The sequence below is a fragment of the Halorubrum tibetense genome (assembly GCF_055396225.1).
The window spans coordinates 524,304-542,197 of record NZ_AP043742.1; the positions used below are offsets into that span (position 1 = coordinate 524,304).

Below are 17,894 nucleotides of genomic sequence, written 5' to 3' on the forward strand. Positions count from 1 at the left end.
GATGGCCGCGGAAGGATCGGGCGCGGCCGCGTTACTCCTCTAAGATCTCCCCGGCCTCGTCGCGTTCGGCCTCCTCGACGTCTGCGCGTTTCCGGACGTCGACGCGGTAGTCGGTGAGGATGTCACGACCAAGAAGCAGGGGGTACTCCATGTGGCCGCGGTCCTCGACGCTGGCGGTGACGGTGTGTTGGTTCCCGCCGATCCCGATCACCAGATCGACGACCGGGCGGGCCTTCCCGCCCTTCACGCTGCCGGATTTCACGCGGGTCATGCTCTTGATCGGGCCGGCCCCGATCTCCGCCGCCAGGCTGGTGTCGATGCTCGTCCGGGTTGCCCCCGTGTCGGACTTCGCGAGCGACTGGGTCGACCCCGAGGTGCCCGTTACGACGACCTCCTCGATGTACCCGATGACGGGCTGTTCCGTCGGGCTCGGTTTCGGTGCCGGCGCACAGGAGGGCCGGGAGTCGTCAAGCGTCGCCGCGAGCCGCTCGACGTCGTCGTCGTCGACCTCCCCATCGACCGACTCGATCGCGAGCTTGGCGATATGCGGTGCGGGGCTCGTGCCGGTCGCCTCGTACAGCCCTTTGAACCCGGCGGTCGGGTTCACTTCGAGCACGTACCAGCCGTCGTACCCCTCGACGAGGTCGACGCCGGCGTAATCGAGCCCCATCACGTCGGCCGCGTACAGCGCGGTCTCCGCGGCCTCTTCGGGCATGTCGTCGGTGGCGTCCTCGACCGCCCCGCCGAGTGCGACGTTGGTCCGCCAGTCCCCCTCCGGTGCGTACCGGTACATCGAGCCGACGATCTCGTCGCCGACGATGTACACCCGGAGGTCGCGGTGCTTCTCGTCGTCGCGGTCGATGAGCTGCTGGAGGAACGCCTGCCGGTTGCCGACCTTCGGGTTGACGCGCTCGGTGAGATCGACCTTCCACGTGCCGCCGCCGTGGGTGCCGATCGCGGTCTTGTACACGCCGACGTCGCCGAAGCGCTCGCGCCCCTCGTTGAGCCGGTCGTTCGACAGCGCGAGCAGGGCGTCCGGAACACGGATGTTCCAGTCCGCGAGCGTCGCGGCGGTCGCGAACTTGTGGATCGACGCGAGCACGGCGTCCGGCTCGTTCAGCATCGGTCGGATCCGTTCGAACGTCGCCGCCAGCCCGAGCAGCTCCGCGGGCTGGTCGGTGTTCGACAGCAGGAGCCGGTTGGCGATCACGTCGACGGGCGGTTCGATCTCGACGACGCCGTCCTCAACGCTTATCGCGGCGTTCTCCTCGCGAAGCCAGACGGGTTCGTGACCCAGGTCCTCGACCGCGTTACAGATCGCCTTCGTCTCCTTGCTGTTGTGTAACGATAGTACTCCCACACGGACGGCGTCCTCAGACATAGACGAGAGTGCGACCGCCGAGATGAAAACTCACCCGATCGATACCGTTTCACGGCCGGGCGAACCCTTCCCCCTCCCGAGGGCGGCAGTACACGGTTCGATACGTGGACGACCGCGGCCGCTGCCGCCGTTGATCACTCCCGGTTCGTGGCCCACGCGCCGAGGACGACGAGCCCGCCGTTCACCACGAGGAAGCCGACAACGACGAGCGCGAACGCCGAGTCGAGCCGACTCGCCCTGACGTACACGCCGACCAGAAACGAACCGACGACGAGCGCGACGACTACCCAAGAGGCGTGTCGGAGTCGGGCGAGCGTCGACGGGGAAGGCGGCATATGTCGGAGGTGGCGGTTGCGGGGTCGGATCGGTTGCGGTTCGAGATGGTCGCGGGATCAGGGCCGTCCCGGCGTCGGCCGGCGAGCGCGCAGGGCCCTACTCCGCGGGGAGCAGCCCCGCCTCGCGGAGCTCGTCGTCGAGGGTTCCGTCGCCGTGTTCGGTGTACTCGGCCGGCGTGTACGTCTTGATCTCCAGGGCGTGGACGGATCGGGTCATGTGGTCGCCGACCGCGTCGTACACACGCTGGTGTTGGTCGACGAGCGATTCCCCGTCGAAGGCGGGAGACACCGCCACGACCGCGAAGTGAGCGTCCTCGTCCTCGTCGTTGTGGATCCGTGGGGCGGTCACCCGCGCGACCGCGTCGGGGATCCCCGCTTCGATCAGCTCCTCGACGGCGTCCGTGTCGATGGTCATGGTTCGGATCCGACGCGGACGGACAAAAACCGACCGACGTGTTCCGTGCGTGTGCGGAGGGCCAAGAACCGATCAGCCGGTCGTTGCGGGGGCGTCGTCGTCCGAGCTACCGCCCGACCACTCGTCTTCAGGGCCGTCACCGCTCTCATCGGCGTCGGCCGCGGTGACCGGGTCGTCCTCACGGTTGGCGGCCGATCCGCGGCCGAAGATCCGCTCCCACAGCGACCGGGTGTCGGGACGCTCACACAGCAGCACCGACGAGTCGACCTCGTTGACGATGTCGTAGACGAGCGACCCGCTGAACAGCCGCGAGAGGAGTCCGCGCTCGGTCGCGCCGACGATCACCATGCTCGACTCGCGGGAGTGCCGGCCGATCGCGTCCTCGACGTCGCCCTCGGTGTCGACCGTGAGCGTCGCGTCGCCGAGGTCGTGCTCCTGTGCCCACTTGCCGAGGAACTCGGTGCCCGCGGCGCGGTTCTCCGGCCCGTCGACGACGTAGAGGAGCTCGACCTCCGATCCGCGACCGTCGCGAAGCGTCCGGGCGACCTCCGCGGAGAGGTCGGAGTCCGATCCCCCGGCCGTCGGCACGAGGAGGTGTTCGGGGTCGAACCCGCGGTCCTTCAACACGAGGAAGTCACACGGGAGCTCCCGCGTGAGCTCGTCGAGGCCCCGCGACACCGTCCCGGACGACCAGAACGGCTGGTTCGCCCATCCCATCACGACGAGGTCCGCATTTCCGGTTTCGGCGGAATGGAAGATCTCCTCGAAGGATTGGTGGGAGATCACGGTCCGCGTCTCGACGTCGACGCCGAACGTCTCGGCGCTTTCGCGAGCGGAATCGAGGAGCCGTTCGGACTCCGCGTCGATCCGCTCGACGTGCTCTGCGCCCGCGTACAGCGGCGTCTGGTCCGGAACGGTGACGACGTGGACCGCCTCGACGACCCCGTCGTTCGCCTTCGCCATGATCGAGGCGAGCTCGATCAGCTCGCTCTCGGTCCGGGGGTTCGCGAGCGGCACCATCACGCGGTAGTCCGTCTTTTCGGGTTGCACGGACTCCGCGGCCGAGACCGCGGACTCCGGCATCTCCTCGGCCCGATCGAGGATGTACTGGCCGAGGTACCCCTGGTGGGTCGTCTCCCGCCGTGCGTACAAGAAGTACCAGAGCACCGCGCCGACGACGAACGCCGCCGACAGGCCGATCTCGATCGGACTCATAAAGCCGATCAGCGCGAGCGAAAGCACCATCCCGACTATCGGGGTTATCGGGTACAGCGGGACGGTGAAATCGGGATCGTACTGCGGGACGTCCGCCTCCCGGAACACGATCAGCGCGGCGTTCATCAGGGCGTACACGATGAGGTGGAGGACCGACGCCGCCTGCGCGAGGATACTGAGGTCCTGTCCGAGCAGGATGATGAACACGACGATCATCCCACCGGTGAGGAATATCGACCGGTACGGCGTCGAGAAGCGCGGGTGTATCTCGTTGAGCCAGTTGGTGACGATCTTGTCACGGCCCATCGCGAAGTTGATCCGAGCCGACGAGAGGATCGATGCGTTCGCGGACGAGGCGGTCGCGAGCAGCGCGCCGAGCGTCATCACCGTCGCCGCCGCGGCCGCGAAGCCGGTCACACCGAACAGCTGGTCCGGAAAGGCGATCTCCGCCGCCTGGGCGACGGGCGCGTCGGTGTCGAGGACGTCCCACGGAACGATACCGAGCATGATCGTCACGAGGATCCCGTAGATGACGGTCACGATGGCGACCGAGCCGATGATCGCGATCGGGAGGTTTCGCCCGGGGTTCTCGAGCTCCTCGGCGACCGTCGCGATCTTCGCGTATCCCAGGAAGGAGACGAACACGAGCGCCGTCGCGGGGAGGATAGCGCCGTACCCACGCTCGGTCGGTGCCCACCCGTCGGCGGTGAGCGTCCCGTAATCGAACGAGAACCACCCGGCGATCGCGAACACGCCGAGGATGACGAGCAGCAGCGTGACGATGACCGTCTGGATCCCACCCGTCTCCTTGGCACCGATGTAGTTGACGCCGATGAAGACGGTCCCGGCGAACAGCGCACCCATCTGGATCTGGGTGACGGTGAACAGGCCGAGATCGAACGACGGGATGAGCGCGAACGTTCCGATGACGGGGAGCGCGAACGTCGTCTCACCGAGCAGCGTCACGAGGTACTGGCCGAACCCGATCGAATAGAACGCGGACGCAAACGCCAGTCCGAGCCAGTCGCCGAGCCCGGCGATCGAGCCGAACATCGGCCCCAACGCGCGGTTGACGTAGTAGTACCCCCCGCCCGCCTTCGGCATCGCGGTCCCGAGCTCGGAGACCGACAGCGCGTTCACCATCGCGACGCCCCCGCCGATCAGGAACGAGGCGACGACGACCGGACCGGCGTCGTTCGCGGCCACGCCCGGAAGGACGAAGATCCCCGCCCCGATCATGGTCCCGATCCCGATCGTCATCGCCGAGACCAGTCCGAGGCTCTTGGCGAGCTCCTCGTCGTCGCTCACGCCGAGACCAGTCCGAGGCTCTTGGCGAGCTCCTCGTCGTCGCTCACGCCGAGCCACCTCCCTGGTCGTCGGAGCCGCCCTCGGTTGACATGGGTGTCCGTCTCCGCGGATATTATTTAACCTCACCGACCCGCGGGCCTCATCTCACGCATATTCGAGATCAGTCCCGCATAAAGAACAGATAGAACTGATCGTATGCTTTATTCTTTCTCACCGGTGCGTCAGTACGAGCGATCGGATCGTTAATACGGCGGGCACGAGGCGGAGGCGACGACGCTCCGTTCGCCATCGCTCCGTTCGCCGTCAGTCCGGCGTCACCGTCACTCCGGCGCGCCCTCGACGATGGCGACGCCCGAGGACGTGCCGATCCGCTCGGCGCCCGCCTCGAACATCGCCATCGCGTCCTCGTACGAGCCGACGCCGCCGGACGCCTTCACTGGAAGGTACTCGCTCATCAGCTCGACATCCGCGACGGTCGCGCCGCCGTCGGCGAACCCGGTCGACGTCTTCACCATGTCGGCGTCGGCGTCGACGGCCGCTTCACAGGCCCGGTGTTTCTCCTCGTCCGTCAACAGCGCCGTCTCGATGATCACTTTCACCGGGATCGGTACCGCGGCGACGACCTCGCTGATCTCGGCCGCGACGGCGTCGACCTCGCCCGCTTTCAGCCGGCCGATGTTGATCACGACGTCGAGCTCGTCGGCCCCGGCGTCCCACGCGTCAACCGCCTCCTCGCGTTTCGCGACCGCGGACGACTGGCCGTGCGGGAACCCGATCACCGTCGCGGTCGTATCCGGGGTGTCTGAGAGATCGGCCGCCTCGGTGAGATAACACGGCGGGATACAGGCGTTCATCCCGTGTTCCGAGGCTTCCTCCAGTACGGTCTCGACGTCGCTCCACGTGGTCGTCGGGCCGAGTACGGTGTGGTCGATGCGACCGGCGACCGCTTCGCGGTTCATACCCGGGAGTTACGACGCGGCGACAAATGTCTGCTGGGTCGGGACGGGGTTTCGGACGCTCACCCGGACAGCCACCCGCTCCGGCGGATCTCCTCGCTGATCGCCCCCCGCTTGACGAGCGCGAAGCCGACACAGATCAGGAAGAACCCGACGACGGTGGGGAGCGTGATCCCCTCGTTCAACACGAGCCATCCCGACACCGCCGCGAACAGCGGCGCGACGTACGAGACGAGGTTGATCTCGATCGGCCCGAGTCGGTCGAGGAGCTCGAAGTAGATCAGGAAGCCGATCCCGCTGGCGACGACCGCGAGGTAGCCGAGTGCGAGAAGCGCTTCCGTCGTCCAGACGATCTCGGCCGCAGACTCGCCGAGCCCGAACGCGACCAAGTGGGTGATCGCCGCGCCGAGCAGCATCGACCACGCCTCCATGGTCTCGATCTCCATGTCCGAGTCGAGCACGCGCGTGAGGACGGAGCCGAGCGCGAACGCGGCGGCCGCGAGGAACACGAGGAACTTCGCGCCCGTTCCGTCACCCGTCAGGTTGGACGGGTCGGGCGCGGCAAGCACGACCGCCCCGAGGAGGCCAACGAGCAGCCCGACGACGCCGAGGACGGTCAGCCGCTCGGAGGGGAGGAACGCCCGCGCAAACACGGCGGTCAACACCGGCGAGAGGCTCACGATGACCGCGGCGATGGCGCTCGTCACCGCCGGGTCGCTCTCGCCGACGAAGAGGAACGCGTGGTAGGCCGCGATGATGAGAACCGCCCCGACGACGACGACCGTCCACTGGTCGCGTCCACGGGGTACGGGGTCGTCCGCCGCGTAAAACGCGTACGCCAGCATCACCACGCCCGCGATATCGAACCGGAGGGCCGCGAACAACACCGGCGGGAAGTACGCCAGGCCGGCGTTGATGGCCATGAACGCCGAGCCCCAGATGGCGGCGAGCGCGAGGAACGCGGCGACGGTACGGTAGCGGCTCACGACTCATCTGGACGCGGGACGGGACAAAAGGTTCCGGAAGCGGCGGGGATCGCCGGACGGTCGCCGTTTCCGGACGATCGATGGCCGCTCGTCACCGAACGGCGGATGCGGCCGTCTCACCGGATCCGATACGTCTCACCCGTCCGGGTGACGACGCCGACGTCGGAGAGGCGTCGGAGCGCGTCGGTGACTGCCTCCTCGCGAGCGCCGACCTCCTCGGCGACCGACTCCACGGTGCCGTCGGTTTCCGTGAGCGCCGCGAGGACGGCGGCGTAGAACCGGCTGTCCGCCTCGGTGCCGAGCCGTTCGTCGATCTCGGCGAGTGCGTCCTCGACGCGACCGTGAATCCACCGCTGGGCCAGCGACAGCTCACGGTCGATCTCCTGAAGCCGACCGTACTCGGCCGCTATCTCGGCGATCTCGCTCGACGCTTCCGTCCCCTCCACACCGGAGCCGTTCCGGCCGTCCCCAGCGTCGCGGTCAGTAGTCGGATCGAGGACGTCCGCGCCTGCCGTGTCGGCGCTCTCGGCGTCCGAACCCGCCGCGTCGGCGCTCTCGGCGTCCGAACCCGCCGCGTCGGCACCGGTGTCCGACCCGTTGTCGATGCCGTCGATCTCGATCGTGAGGTGCGGACACCGTCCGGACATATCGAGGGTGCTTCGCGCCGGGTACGCGCTCTTCGCGCCGAACCCGTACGGGGAGACGCTCACCTCCAGTCGGAGGCTTCGGGTGATCCGGAAGTACTTCCGCCGTTGGTCGTCCGTCGTCGACTCTATCAGCCCGGCCTCCTCCAGCTTCCGGAGGTGGTCGATGACGGCTTTCGGGCTCACTCCGATGTACTCCGATATCTCCGTGACGTAGCAGGGTTTCTGCGCGAGAAGCCGGAGAATACGTCGCCGGTTCTCGTTCCCGAGGAGATCGAGCAGTACCGCGGAGTCCATTAACGTGTGGTTAGTGTCCAGCAGATAAAAGCCTGACTTCACGCGATCGGCCGAACGGAAGTCACGACACGGAGCGAAGGGTAATTACCCCGCGGCAGGGAGATACCGGTATGCGGACTGCACTCGTTATTCTCGACGGTTGGGGGCTCGGCCCCGACTCGCCGTACCGGACGGGCGATCTCGCGGACGAGTCGGGGATCCCGACCGATGGCGGGCGCGACGCGGTCGCGGCGGCCGACACCCCGACGTTCGACGACGCTGTCGAGCGCGGCGCGTACGGGTCGCTCGTCGTTCACGGTCGGCGCGTCGGCCTCCCTGACGGCCAGATGGGGAACTCGGAGGTCGGCCACCTGAACATCGGCGCTGGCCGAGTCGTCAAACAGGCGTACACCCGGATCACGGACTCGCTCGCGGCGGGGACGTTCGCCGACAACGACGCCCTTGCGTCGGCGTTCGATCACGTCCGTGACACCGGCGGGCGCGTCCACTTCATGGGACTCGTTTCCGACGGCGGAGTCCATTCGCACGTCTCCCACCTGGAGGCGCTCATCGACGCCGCGGCCGCGGCTGGCGTCCCCGCGACGACCCACGCGTTCACGGACGGGCGCGACACGGCCCCGGAGATCGCCGACGAGTTCCTCTCGGCGGTCGCCGAGCATGCCGAGTCGCGCGGAACGGGCGCGGTCGCGACCGTGATCGGCCGATACCTCGCGATGGACCGAGACGAGAACTGGGACCGGACCCGACGCGCGTACGACGCCATCGTGAACCGCGAGGCCGACCACGAGGCGGCGTCCGCGGTCGAGGCGGCGCGGGAGGCGCACGACCGCGGCGAGACCGACGAGTTCGTCGAACCGACGCTCATCGCGGGTGGGAACGGGGTCGAAGACGGCGATGCCGTCGTCTTCTTCAACTTCCGGGCGGACCGGGCGCGCCAGCTCGTGCGGCTGCTCACCGACACCCGGCCGGCGTGGTCGTTCGCGGTCGACCAACCCGATATCGCGCTAGTGACGATGACGGAGTACGACGAGACGTTCTCGTTCCCCGTAGCGTTCCCGCCGGAGATCCCGGCGGACACGGTCGGGGAAGTCGTCGCCGACGCGGACGGCACCCAGCTGCGGATCGCGGAGTCCGAGAAGTATCCACACGTCACCTACTTCCTCAACGGTGGCCGGGAAGTGGAGTTCCCGGGCGAGCTGCGGTCGATCGTGAAGAGCCCGGACGTGCCGACGTACGACCTCCAGCCCGAGATGTCCGCGCCCGAACTCACCGACGAGGCGATCCGCGTGATCGAGGAAGACGATCCGGATCTGGTAGTGTTGAACTACGCCAACCCGGACATGGTGGGACACACCGGCGATTTCGACGCCGCGGTCGCGGCGGTCGAGGCGGTCGACGCCGAGCTCTCACGGCTCTTGGACGCGGTCGCGGACGCGGGCGGCCACGCCCTCGTCACCGCCGACCACGGCAACGCCGACGACATGGGGACGGAGACGGATCCCCACACCGCTCACACCTTCAACCCGGTGCCGTTCGTCCACCTGACGCCCGACGGTGACGACGGCGGTCAGACGGTTTGCTCCGGTGGATCGCTGTGTGACGTCGCCCCCACGATCCTCGACCTGATGGCGCTCGACCGCCCGGCAGCGATGACTGGGACACCGCTGCTTGAACGATAAACTCCGGGTCGATTCCTCCGGGTTCCACGCCCTTTTAAGCCGGTCTGGAGTATGTGCGGATCCATGACGGACACCACGACGCCGGTGATCGCGGCCGCCTACCGAACGCCACAGGGGAAAGACGGGGGCATCTACGCCGACGTCCGGAGCGAGGACCTCTCGACCCGTTTGATCGACCACACGCTCGCTGAAACCGGACTGACTGGCGACCACGTCGACGACCTGATGTGGGGCGTCGCCCAGCAGCGAACCGAACAGGACAACAACGTCGCACGGGTCATCGCGCTCCTCTCCGAGCTCGGCGAGTCCGTGCCGGCGACGTCGATCAACCGCTGGTGTGCCTCCTCGATGCAGGCGATCATCTCCGCGTCGGACGCGATCGCCGCGGGTAACCGCGACTGTATCATCGCGGGCGGCGTCGAGAACATGAGTCGAGTTCCGATGGACGGCGACTCCTACCAGCACCTTCACCCCGAGCTCTCCGAGCGGTACAACGTCTTCCAGCTCCAGATGGGGATGACCGCGGAGAAGGTCGCCGAGGAGTACGACGTGAGCCGCGAGGCGCAAGACGAGTACGCCGCACGGAGCCATCAACGTGCGGCTGAGGCGACGGACTCCGGGCGGTTCGACGACGAGATCGTTCCCGTCGAAACCGACGAGGGACTCGTGGAGGCGGACGAGGGGATCCGTCCCGACACGACCGCGGAGGCGCTGGCGGACCTCCCACCGGCGTTCACGGGCGACGGCACGGTGACCGCGGGGAACTCTTCGCAGATCTCCGACGGCGCGTCGTTGACGCTCGTGACGAGCAAGGCGTTCGCCGAGGACCACGGCCTCGACGTGCTCGCGGAGGTGGGGACGAACAACGTCGCCGGCGTCGACCCGACCGTGATGGGGATCGGGCCCGTGCCCGCCACCCGCGGGCTGCTCGACCGCGCCGACAGGACGATCGACGACTACGACCTCGTCGAGCTCAACGAGGCGTTCGCCTCCCAGTGTGAGTACTCTCGGCGCGAGCTCGGGATCGACGCGGACAAGTACAACGTGAACGGCGGCGCGATCGCCATCGGACATCCCCTCGGGGCGTCCGGGGCGCGGCTCCCGGTGACGCTGATCCACGAGATGCAGAAGCGGGACGCGGATCGCGGGCTCGCCACGCTGTGTGTCGGATTCGGGCAGGGTGCGGCGATCGAGTTCTCACGATAGGCCGGTACCGGAACGAGCGGGGCCGGTCGTATGACCCCGCTACTCGGCGTCGGATACGGTCTCGCCGGGCGATTCACGAACCGCACCCGTCCCGGCGCGATCGGTCTCGGCGAGTCGGAGCGGCCCGCCCGTCACGTCGACGCCGGTGTAGGGGTCGGATTCGAGTAGCAGCGACCCGTCGAGGTCGGCGTAATCGAGTAGAGGCGCGAGCTGGGCCCCGGCGGCGATGGCGGCGTTCGATTCGACCATACAACCGAGCATCACTTCCAGCCCGTGTGCCCTCGCGGCCGCGATCGCCCGGCGCGCCTCCAGGAGCCCGCCGGTTTTCATCAGCTTCAGGTTCGCGATGTCACACCGGTCGGCGATCGCCGGGATGTCCGCGGCGGTGAGACAGGACTCGTCGGCGGCGATCGGCAGCGCGGACCGCTCGTAGGCGAACCGGAGCCCGTCGGGGTTCTCGGCGGGAACCGGCTGTTCGATGAACTCGACGCCTAGGTCGGCGAGCCACCCGCTCTTTTCGATCGTCTCGCGGGGCGTCCACGCCTCGTTGGCGTCGACCCGGATCGTCGCCTCGGGGGCGGCGTCCCGGACCGCCTCGACGACCTCGCGGTCCCGGTCGGTCCCGAGCTTTATTTTGAGGACGGAGTACCCCGCGTCCGCGGCGTCGGCCGCCTTCTCGCGGATCCGGTCGGTCGCGTCGATCCCGATCGTGAACGACGTCTCCGGCGCGTCCTCGGGGTCGAGCCCCCAGAGGCGGTACAGCGGGACGCCCAGTCGCTTGGCCGCGAGGTCGTGGACCGCGATCGACACCGCACAGCGCGCGGCCGGGTTGTCGCTCACCACCGCCGCCATCCGGGACTCGATCTCGTGAAGCGCGTGCGGGTCGCCGACCTCCTCGACGACCGCGAGCAGCTCCGGGAGCACCGCGGCGACGGTGTCGGCCGTCTCGCCGTAGTGTCTCGAGGGGGCCGCACAGCCTACTCCGGTCATTCCGCCCTCGTCGGTGACGTGGACGATCGCGTTCTCGACGTGGGTCTGTGTTCCGCGCGAGATGGTAAACGGCTCCTCCAGCGCCAACGACAGTCGCTCGACCGAAGTGTCGAGAGTCACGCGTCCACCTCTTCGAGGTCGCGGCCGAGGCCGTCCAGTAGCCCGCCCACGATCCGATCCGCCCCGTCACGGACCGGGTCCGCGGCTGGGACGCCGGTCTCCCCCGTGAACGACTCGATGGCCTCGTCGGCCGCCGGCGCATCGAGGTCCTTCGTGTTCACTGCGCCGGCGACGACGCTCGACTCGTGGACGGGACGGGCAAGCCCCTCGTACAGGTCGACGTACTCCGCGAGCGGCGGGAGGGGGAACGACTCGTAGCCGTGGATCGCCTCCCGACCCGCGGCGTGACACAACACGAGCGCGTCGGGCATCGAACCGTGGAGGATACCGCAGGTGACAGCCGAGTAGGCGGGATGAGTGATACTCCCCTGCCCCTCGACCACGAGCAGCTCGTGGTCCGCGGCCGCCTCGACGACGAGCGCCTCGACCGCGCCGGCGGTGAAGTCCGATATCACCCGGTCGATCGGGGTTCCCCAGCCCGCGATCATGATCCCGGTCTGGCCGGTCGGGACGAACGCGGCGTCGATCCCGCGGTCGCGGGCGGCGGCGACGATCTCCAACGAGGCGGTCATCTTCCCGACGGAGCAGTCGGTACCGACCGTACACACCACGTCCGCGTCGACGTCGCCAGCGTCGCCGGTCGCGACGCCGATATCCTCGGGCGGGCGACGAACGTCCCTGAGGCTCACGCCGTGCTCCTCGGCGAGCGCGGTCAGCTCCGCGTCGTCGTTCAGGAAGTAGTGGAGGCCGGCGACGACGTCACAGCCGGCCTCGATCGCCGCCCGGACGTCGGGTCGCCACGACTCCTCGAAGCCGCCGCCGATCGGCGCGATCCCGATATATAGGGCGTCGATATCTCCGTCGGCCGCGGCGAGCGCGTCCGGGAAGGAATCGACGATGGGCGCGTCGGCCACGTCAGGGACGTGGTCGGCAACGCGGTCGCCGGCACGGTCGCGGTCGAGAACCGCCTCGACCGTCTGATCCCCGTAGCGCATCACGCCGAGCGCCGTCTTCGCACGGTCGGGGAACTTCCCGTGTGCGAGGACGACGATCCGTTCGTCGGTCATGGACGCTCGGTCGCTCCCACCGGCTATAAAGGGGAGGGGAGCGGCGGGTCGTGCCGGGTCGCAGGAGGCCGTATCGAGTCGCCGCGGGTCGTGCCGGGTCGCGGGGGATCGCTGCGGATCGCGGGGCGGTCACGGTGAGGGGGCTGTCTCCGGTCGGCCGGAGTCGCCGTCGAACCGGAACCGAACCCGATCAGGCGGGGCCGTCGACGAACCCCTCGGGCCCCTCGTAGAACCAGTAGCCGTTCTCGCGCATCGCGCGTCCGAGCTCCTGGTGGAACTCGACGAAGTCCGCGAACTCCTCGGTTTCGACGCCTTCGAAGATCTCCTCGACGGAGACGACCGTCTCGTAGTCGATCCGGATCGGGTGGTCGCCGTACTGCTCGACGTAGTCGGCCGCGGACAGCGGGAAGTCCTCCTCCTCGTCGATCTTCTTCGCGAGCACCGCGTGACCGTACTGCCGCATACCCTCGCTACCCTGCTCGCCGTCGGGGTCGTGTGGCCAGTCCATATCCGAGGTTTCGCGTCGCGGTGGAAAGTCGTTGCGCTCCTGACGGGGGTCCCATCGACCCACACCGCCGGCCCGCTCCGCGCCGCGGATGGGTAGCGTTTTCCGACCGGCGCTCCTTCTCCCGGACATGTCACGATCGGTCCACAACGACGGCAACCCACAGGTGACGCTTCACACGACCCACGGCGACGTCGTGGTCGAGCTGTTCGCCGACCGAGCGCCCAGAACGGTCGAGAACTTCCTCGGGCTGGCCCGCCACGACCCCGCCGCGGACGCCGACCCCGCCCGCGACACCAACACGTGGGAGGACCCCGAGAGCGGCGAAGTCCGGGGCGACTCGCTGTACGAGGGGAACGTGTTCCACCGGGTCATCGACGACTTCATGATCCAGGGTGGCGACCCGATGGAGAACGGTCGCGGCGGCCCCGGCTACCAGTTCGACGACGAGTTCCACGACGACCTGACCCACGACGGCCCCGGGATCCTCTCGATGGCCAACTCCGGCCCGAACACCAACGGCTCGCAGTTCTTCATCACGCTCGACGCGACCCCCCATCTGGACGGCAAACACGCCGTCTTCGGACAGGTGATCGACGGGATGGATGTCGTCGAGGAGATCGGCTCGGTCCCGACGGACCGTCGCGACGAGCCGCGCGACACCGTCGAGATCGAACGGGTTACGGTCGAGGAGTAGCCGCCCGCTCGATCACGTCCTGACGGTCGTTTTCACGATGCTCACCGGCGCGGTCGACTGCCGGGAGACGCGCTCGGTGACGGAGCCGAGCATGCGTCGGTAGTCGCCCGGTCGCGTCTTCGACCCCATCACCGTGAGATCGATCTCCTCCTCGTCGATGTATCGGAGGATCTCCTCGTGGGGCGCGCCGTGAACCATGTGGGTGACGACGTCGACGCCGGCGGCGTCGGCCTGCTCTGCGACCGCTGCCAGTGCCTCTTCACCCGTGTCTTCGAGGGTCTCCTCGGCACCCTCTGCCCCGCTGACGAACTCGTCGCCCGAATACGCGTTGACGATGTCGCTGTCGACAACGTAGATGACGTGGAGCGTCGCGTCGTATCGGTCCGCCGCGTCTATCGCGTGGTCGGTCGCGCGGTCGACACCCTTGCTGCCGTCGGTTGGGAACAGGATCCGATCGTACATACGCGATGGTTCGTCGGACGACCCGATAAAACGTGCGACGGGTTCTCGGAGGGGTGGAGAGGTAGACGAGAGCGGAGAGCGAGGGGGAGAGAAGAGCGAGGGGGAGAGAAGAGCGAACGCAAAGGGGAGGGAAGACGCGTCGGGTTTCTGTGAGGGTCGGGGATCGAACGCCCGCGTCCCGAACGGTTAATCCGCTGCCGGACGGGAGTCCGGACATGAGCCGATCCGCCGACCGCGTGTTCCTGAACGGGGAGATACACACCCTCGCCGAGCCCGACGAGACGCACGAGGCGGTCGCCGTCCGTGACGGCGAGATCGTCCGTCTCGGTCGAAGCTACGACGTGGAGTTCCTCGCGGGGGTCGATACCGATGTCGTCGACCTCGACGGGCGCGTGCTCCTCCCGGGGTTCATCGACGCGCACACCCACCTGACCACGGTCGGCCGGTATCTCGTCCACGCCGACCTCTCCGACGCCGACTCGCCCGACGAGGCGGTCGATCGTCTCGAAACGCGGGCGGCCGAGCTCGACGAGGAGGACGACGCCTCGTCGGGGCGTTCCGAATGGGTCCTCGGGTACGGCTACGACGAGTCGTCGTGGACGGACGATCGCTACCTCACGCGGGAGGACCTCGACCGTGTCTCGACCGACCGCCCCGTGGCGGCCTTCCGCGAGGACATGCACGTCGCGGGCGTCAACGGTGTCGTCCTCGACCGCTTCGCGGACACGCTCGCGACCGCGCCCGAGGAGACGGTCCCGACGGACGACGCGGGCGATCCGACGGGCGTCCTACTGGAGGCCGCCATCGATCCGATATACGAGGCGGTCGAGCCCGACGTCGAGGGGACCCACAGGGCCGTCGAGGCCGCATTGGACCTGTGTGCCGAACGCGGGATCACCGGGTTTCACGACATGGTCCGTGGTTCGCACGCCCCGCGAGTGTACCGCACGCTCGACGCAGCGGGCGAACTGACCGCACGGGTTCGGATCAACTACTGGACCGATCACCTCGACGCGCTCCGGGACGTCGGACTCTCGACGAACGCGGGGTCGGAGTTCGTGGAGACGGGCGCGATCAAGTCGTACACGGACGGGAGTTTCGGCGGGCGGACCGCCCGACTCTCGGAGCCGTATGCCGACGCCACCGACGAGACCGGGCAGTGGGTGGTCGACCCGGACGAGCTCGCCGACGCGGTACGGGAGGCGACCGACGCAGCGTACCAGTTCACCGCCCACGCGATCGGCGACGAGGCGGTCGACGCCGTTCTCGACGCCTACGAGACCGCCTCGGCGACCGACCCGGGCGAGTCCCGGCACCGGATCGAACACGTCGAGCTCGCCGACGACGAGGCGATCGAGCGGCTCGCTGAGACGGGCGTCATCGCCAGCGTCCAGCCGAACTTCCTCAAGTGGGCCGGCGAGGGCGGCCTGTACGAGGCGCGGTTGGGCGCGGAGCGGACGGCCGAAACGAACCGCTACCGCGATCTGCTCGACGCCGGGGTCGCGCTCGCGTTCGGCTCCGACGGGATGCCAATGGACCCCCTCTTGGGCGTCCACCACGCCGTCAACGCCCCGGCTGACGGGCAACGTCTCACGGTGACGGAGGCGCTCCGTGCGTACACCCGCGGGGCCGCGTACGCCGGCTTCGACGAGGACCGACTGGGAACCGTCGCGGTGGGCAAGCGGGCCGATTTCGTCGTCCTCGACGACTCCCCGTGGGACGACCCGGGCTCGATCCGCGAGGTCGACGTGGCGATGACAGTCGTCGACGGCCGGATCGTCCACGACGCGCGGTGATCGGATCGTCCACGACGCGCGGTGATCGTCACGATCCCGGGATACGAGGTCCGTGCGATCATTGCCGAATAACAATAGTTATTAATCATGTAGTTCCGAGTGTTCGGTAATGGCAGAGATAGCCATCGAGTACGCCTCCGGGAAGCGCCTCCGGTCCGAGGCCGAGACTGCACGCCGACTCATCGACGCGTACCTCGGGGACCGTTCGGACGTAGACGGTGTCACCCTCTCCCCGTCGACGGAGTCCGTGTTCTGTGTCAGCGTCGAGGGTGACCGGATCTGGTGTACGAACCCCCGCGAATGGATCGACGCGATGGAGGCGGTGACCGCTGCCAGGCGACGCCTCTCAGAGCTGTCGTAAACCGGAGCGATCACGGCCGGCCGACCGTTGTGAGGGTCCGCGTCAGTCGCCGTCGTGAGCCGCTGCATCGGCGTGCCGATACACGAACTCCCGGCAGAGCTTCCCCGCCAGCGCTGCGGCCTGCCCGTCGTCGCGGTCGTTCACTTCGACGACGTCGAACCCAATCGCGTGAGGCGCGACCCCCCGGACGAGATCTCTGACCTCTCGGGGGGTGAGCCCGAACGGTTCCATCGTGCCCGTCCCGGGGGCGAATCCCGGATCGAGGCCGTCGATATCGACCGAGAGGTACGTGTCGCCGCCGAGCGTGTCCGGATCGGTGGCCACCTCCGCGATCCAGTCGCCGGCGTCCGCCGGCGGGACCACCTCGACATCCCCCTCGGTCGCGCGGTCCCACTCCGCCTCGGAGCCGGTGCGTGCGCCAACGATCACGGCGCGCTCGACGCCCAAGTCGTCGAGTTCGCGCCGGGTGACACACGCGTGGTTCCACGGGTTGCCGCCGTATTCGTCCCGCAGGTCGAGGTGGGCATCGACGACGACGAGCGTGTCGGGGGCGACCGCGTCGACCCCGGCGTAGGTGACGGTGTGTTCGCCGCCCAAGAGCAGCGGGATCGCGTCGCCATACGTAACGCTCCGGAGCTCGGCGGCGAGGTGGTCGAGGTACGCGGGCACGTCGTCCCACGGGTGGACGTCGCCGGCGTCGTGGACGCCGAGCGCGGAGAAGTGGCTCCCCGTCGCGTGGTCGTAGTCGTCATACGTTTCGGCGAAACGTCGGACCCGGTCCGGGCCGAACCGGGTGCCGGGCTGGAACGTGGTCGTGGCGTCGAGTGGAGCGCCGACGACCACGTAGGAAGCAGGGTCGCGGTCGGCGGTCGCTCCGGGGAACATGGCCTCGATTACCCGACGACCTTGCGCTGGCCCTCGTACTCGAGGTACTCGATGGTGTCGTCCGAGGAGAACTCCTCGCCCTCGGGGATGCGCATGGTGAACGTCTCGTAGGTGTCGAGGTCCATGACCTGGGCGTCGTCGCCGGAAACGGAGACGACCTGTCCCTGTTTCCGCTCGATAATCGGGACCCAGACCTTCGCGTCCACCGGCTGCGAGAGCGAGCGCTTCTTCTCGTCGAACACGCCCTTGCCTTCGACGCGGGCCTTGGCGCTCCCGTGTTTTCCGGGTTTGGCGGTACTGTAGTGATTGATCTTGCAGGGCGAGTCGTCCATCATGACGTAGCTGCCCTCTTGGAGTTCGCGAACCTGCTTCTGCTCTCGCGGCATATCCGCTACTTCCGGAGGCGCGGGTATAAACGGTTTGGAACACCGCGGCCCGTCTCCACCGGGCGCGATGTCGACTCTATGGCCGCAACGGAACGCGACGTGGCGCTCACGGCATCTTACACGACTGCGAGAGTATCGCTCTAACCGGGTCGCGATCTCGACGGCCGATCCCCGGATCTCACCGAAGTCGTGTCACTCAGGAA

Annotated in this window: 18 protein-coding genes; 5 read left to right on the forward strand and 13 right to left on the reverse strand. The window is 68.1% G+C overall.

Features of this window, described 5'->3' with window-relative positions; translation table 11 throughout:
• Positions 1 to 31 precede the first annotated feature (31 nt).
• From ACZ5TV_RS02570 to ACZ5TV_RS02600, 7 genes are all read right to left on the reverse strand, one after another.
• Entirely contained in the window at positions 32 to 1,381 is a 1,350-nt protein-coding gene (locus ACZ5TV_RS02570; protein ID WP_379779599.1) for a putative ATP-dependent zinc protease, read from the reverse strand.
• Between the two features lie 134 nt (positions 1,382 to 1,515).
• Positions 1,516 to 1,716 (reverse strand): hypothetical protein, encoded by a 201-nt coding sequence (locus tag ACZ5TV_RS02575; protein WP_379779601.1) that lies wholly within the window; start codon positions 1,714 to 1,716, stop codon positions 1,516 to 1,518.
• A 97-nt stretch (positions 1,717 to 1,813) separates the two neighbouring features.
• Positions 1,814 to 2,131 carry a BolA family protein gene (locus tag ACZ5TV_RS02580; protein ID WP_379779603.1) on the reverse strand — a complete coding sequence of 106 codons (318 nt, stop codon included), beginning with the start codon at positions 2,129 to 2,131 and terminating at the stop codon, positions 1,814 to 1,816.
• Between the two features lie 72 nt (positions 2,132 to 2,203).
• Positions 2,204 to 4,606, reverse strand: coding sequence for an amino acid permease (locus ACZ5TV_RS02585; protein ID WP_464384328.1), 2,403 nt, complete (start codon positions 4,604 to 4,606; stop codon positions 2,204 to 2,206).
• Between the two features lie 368 nt (positions 4,607 to 4,974).
• Positions 4,975 to 5,613 carry a deoxyribose-phosphate aldolase gene (deoC, locus tag ACZ5TV_RS02590; RefSeq protein ID WP_379779607.1) on the reverse strand — a complete coding sequence of 213 codons (639 nt, stop codon included), beginning with the start codon at positions 5,611 to 5,613 and terminating at the stop codon, positions 4,975 to 4,977.
• Between the two features lie 59 nt (positions 5,614 to 5,672).
• Entirely contained in the window at positions 5,673 to 6,596 is a 924-nt protein-coding gene (locus tag ACZ5TV_RS02595; protein WP_379779609.1) for a DMT family transporter, read from the reverse strand.
• Positions 6,597 to 6,712: 116 nt separating this feature from the next.
• Entirely contained in the window at positions 6,713 to 7,537 is an 825-nt protein-coding gene (locus ACZ5TV_RS02600) for an ArsR family transcriptional regulator (RefSeq protein WP_379779611.1), read from the reverse strand.
• 110 nt (positions 7,538 to 7,647) lie between these two features.
• On the opposite strand from ACZ5TV_RS02600, the gene gpmI reads away from it, so the two are divergent.
• Both gpmI and ACZ5TV_RS02610 read left to right on the forward strand, forming a co-directional pair.
• Positions 7,648 to 9,216, forward strand: a complete 1,569-nt coding sequence (gpmI, locus tag ACZ5TV_RS02605; protein ID WP_464384074.1) for a 2,3-bisphosphoglycerate-independent phosphoglycerate mutase — start codon at positions 7,648 to 7,650, stop codon at positions 9,214 to 9,216.
• Between the two features lie 63 nt (positions 9,217 to 9,279).
• Positions 9,280 to 10,422 carry a thiolase family protein gene (locus ACZ5TV_RS02610; protein ID WP_379780276.1) on the forward strand — a complete coding sequence of 381 codons (1,143 nt, stop codon included), beginning with the start codon at positions 9,280 to 9,282 and terminating at the stop codon, positions 10,420 to 10,422.
• Between the two features lie 39 nt (positions 10,423 to 10,461).
• Here the strand turns inward: ACZ5TV_RS02610 and ACZ5TV_RS02615 are convergent, their stop codons facing one another.
• The 3 genes from ACZ5TV_RS02615 to ACZ5TV_RS02625 all read right to left on the reverse strand — a co-directional run bounded on the left by ACZ5TV_RS02615 (position 10,462) and on the right by ACZ5TV_RS02625 (position 13,107).
• Positions 10,462 to 11,532 carry a dipeptide epimerase gene (locus ACZ5TV_RS02615; RefSeq protein WP_379780278.1) on the reverse strand — a complete coding sequence of 357 codons (1,071 nt, stop codon included), beginning with the start codon at positions 11,530 to 11,532 and terminating at the stop codon, positions 10,462 to 10,464.
• Positions 11,529 to 12,599 carry a DUF1611 domain-containing protein gene (locus ACZ5TV_RS02620; protein ID WP_379780280.1) on the reverse strand — a complete coding sequence of 357 codons (1,071 nt, stop codon included), beginning with the start codon at positions 12,597 to 12,599 and terminating at the stop codon, positions 11,529 to 11,531. The genes ACZ5TV_RS02615 and ACZ5TV_RS02620 overlap by 4 nt, the downstream gene beginning before the upstream one ends.
• Before the next feature lie 190 nt (positions 12,600 to 12,789).
• Positions 12,790 to 13,107 (reverse strand): DUF5785 family protein, encoded by a 318-nt coding sequence (locus ACZ5TV_RS02625; protein WP_379780282.1) that lies wholly within the window; start codon positions 13,105 to 13,107, stop codon positions 12,790 to 12,792.
• 127 nt (positions 13,108 to 13,234) lie between these two features.
• On the opposite strand from ACZ5TV_RS02625, the gene ACZ5TV_RS02630 reads away from it, so the two are divergent.
• Positions 13,235 to 13,801 (forward strand): peptidylprolyl isomerase, encoded by a 567-nt coding sequence (locus tag ACZ5TV_RS02630; RefSeq protein WP_379780284.1) that lies wholly within the window; start codon positions 13,235 to 13,237, stop codon positions 13,799 to 13,801.
• Between the two features lie 12 nt (positions 13,802 to 13,813).
• Here ACZ5TV_RS02630 and ACZ5TV_RS02635 read toward each other — a convergent pair whose 3' ends face one another.
• Positions 13,814 to 14,263, reverse strand: coding sequence for a universal stress protein (locus tag ACZ5TV_RS02635; RefSeq protein WP_379780287.1), 450 nt, complete (start codon positions 14,261 to 14,263; stop codon positions 13,814 to 13,816).
• Positions 14,264 to 14,478: 215 nt separating this feature from the next.
• On the opposite strand from ACZ5TV_RS02635, the gene ACZ5TV_RS02640 reads away from it, so the two are divergent.
• Both ACZ5TV_RS02640 and ACZ5TV_RS02645 read left to right on the forward strand, forming a co-directional pair.
• Positions 14,479 to 16,059, forward strand: a complete 1,581-nt coding sequence (locus ACZ5TV_RS02640) for an amidohydrolase (RefSeq protein WP_379780290.1) — start codon at positions 14,479 to 14,481, stop codon at positions 16,057 to 16,059.
• A 109-nt stretch (positions 16,060 to 16,168) separates the two neighbouring features.
• Positions 16,169 to 16,420, forward strand: coding sequence for a SelT/SelW/SelH family protein (locus tag ACZ5TV_RS02645; protein WP_379780292.1), 252 nt, complete (start codon positions 16,169 to 16,171; stop codon positions 16,418 to 16,420).
• A 42-nt stretch (positions 16,421 to 16,462) separates the two neighbouring features.
• Here ACZ5TV_RS02645 and speB read toward each other — a convergent pair whose 3' ends face one another.
• On the reverse strand, positions 16,463 to 17,305 hold the full coding sequence (gene speB, locus ACZ5TV_RS02650; RefSeq protein WP_379780294.1) for an agmatinase: 843 nt from the start codon (positions 17,303 to 17,305) through the stop codon (positions 16,463 to 16,465).
• Positions 17,306 to 17,313: 8 nt separating this feature from the next.
• A complete protein-coding gene (locus ACZ5TV_RS02655; protein WP_379780296.1) occupies positions 17,314 to 17,691 on the reverse strand; it encodes a translation initiation factor IF-5A in 378 nt (125 codons plus the stop codon).
• Positions 17,692 to 17,894: the final 203 nt, after the last annotated feature.

Coding starts and splice junctions, on each gene's coding strand:
- ACZ5TV_RS02645 (WP_379780292.1), top strand. CDS start 16,169: ATGGCAGAGATAGCCATCGAGTACGCCTCCGGGAAGCGCCTCCGGTCC.
- ACZ5TV_RS02570 (WP_379779599.1), bottom strand. CDS start 1,381: ATGTCTGAGGACGCCGTCCGTGTGGGAGTACTATCGTTACACAACAGC.
- ACZ5TV_RS02625 (WP_379780282.1), bottom strand. CDS start 13,107: ATGGACTGGCCACACGACCCCGACGGCGAGCAGGGTAGCGAGGGTATG.
- deoC (WP_379779607.1), bottom strand. CDS start 5,613: ATGAACCGCGAAGCGGTCGCCGGTCGCATCGACCACACCGTACTCGGC.
- ACZ5TV_RS02620 (WP_379780280.1), bottom strand. CDS start 12,599: ATGACCGACGAACGGATCGTCGTCCTCGCACACGGGAAGTTCCCCGAC.
- ACZ5TV_RS02575 (WP_379779601.1), bottom strand. CDS start 1,716: ATGCCGCCTTCCCCGTCGACGCTCGCCCGACTCCGACACGCCTCTTGG.
- ACZ5TV_RS02610 (WP_379780276.1), top strand. CDS start 9,280: ATGACGGACACCACGACGCCGGTGATCGCGGCCGCCTACCGAACGCCA.
- ACZ5TV_RS02635 (WP_379780287.1), bottom strand. CDS start 14,263: ATGTACGATCGGATCCTGTTCCCAACCGACGGCAGCAAGGGTGTCGAC.
- ACZ5TV_RS02640 (WP_379780290.1), top strand. CDS start 14,479: ATGAGCCGATCCGCCGACCGCGTGTTCCTGAACGGGGAGATACACACC.
- ACZ5TV_RS02630 (WP_379780284.1), top strand. CDS start 13,235: ATGTCACGATCGGTCCACAACGACGGCAACCCACAGGTGACGCTTCAC.
- gpmI (WP_464384074.1), top strand. CDS start 7,648: ATGCGGACTGCACTCGTTATTCTCGACGGTTGGGGGCTCGGCCCCGAC.
- ACZ5TV_RS02655 (WP_379780296.1), bottom strand. CDS start 17,691: ATGCCGCGAGAGCAGAAGCAGGTTCGCGAACTCCAAGAGGGCAGCTAC.
- speB (WP_379780294.1), bottom strand. CDS start 17,305: ATGTTCCCCGGAGCGACCGCCGACCGCGACCCTGCTTCCTACGTGGTC.
- ACZ5TV_RS02580 (WP_379779603.1), bottom strand. CDS start 2,131: ATGACCATCGACACGGACGCCGTCGAGGAGCTGATCGAAGCGGGGATC.
- ACZ5TV_RS02585 (WP_464384328.1), bottom strand. CDS start 4,606: ATGACGATCGGGATCGGGACCATGATCGGGGCGGGGATCTTCGTCCTT.
- ACZ5TV_RS02600 (WP_379779611.1), bottom strand. CDS start 7,537: ATGGACTCCGCGGTACTGCTCGATCTCCTCGGGAACGAGAACCGGCGA.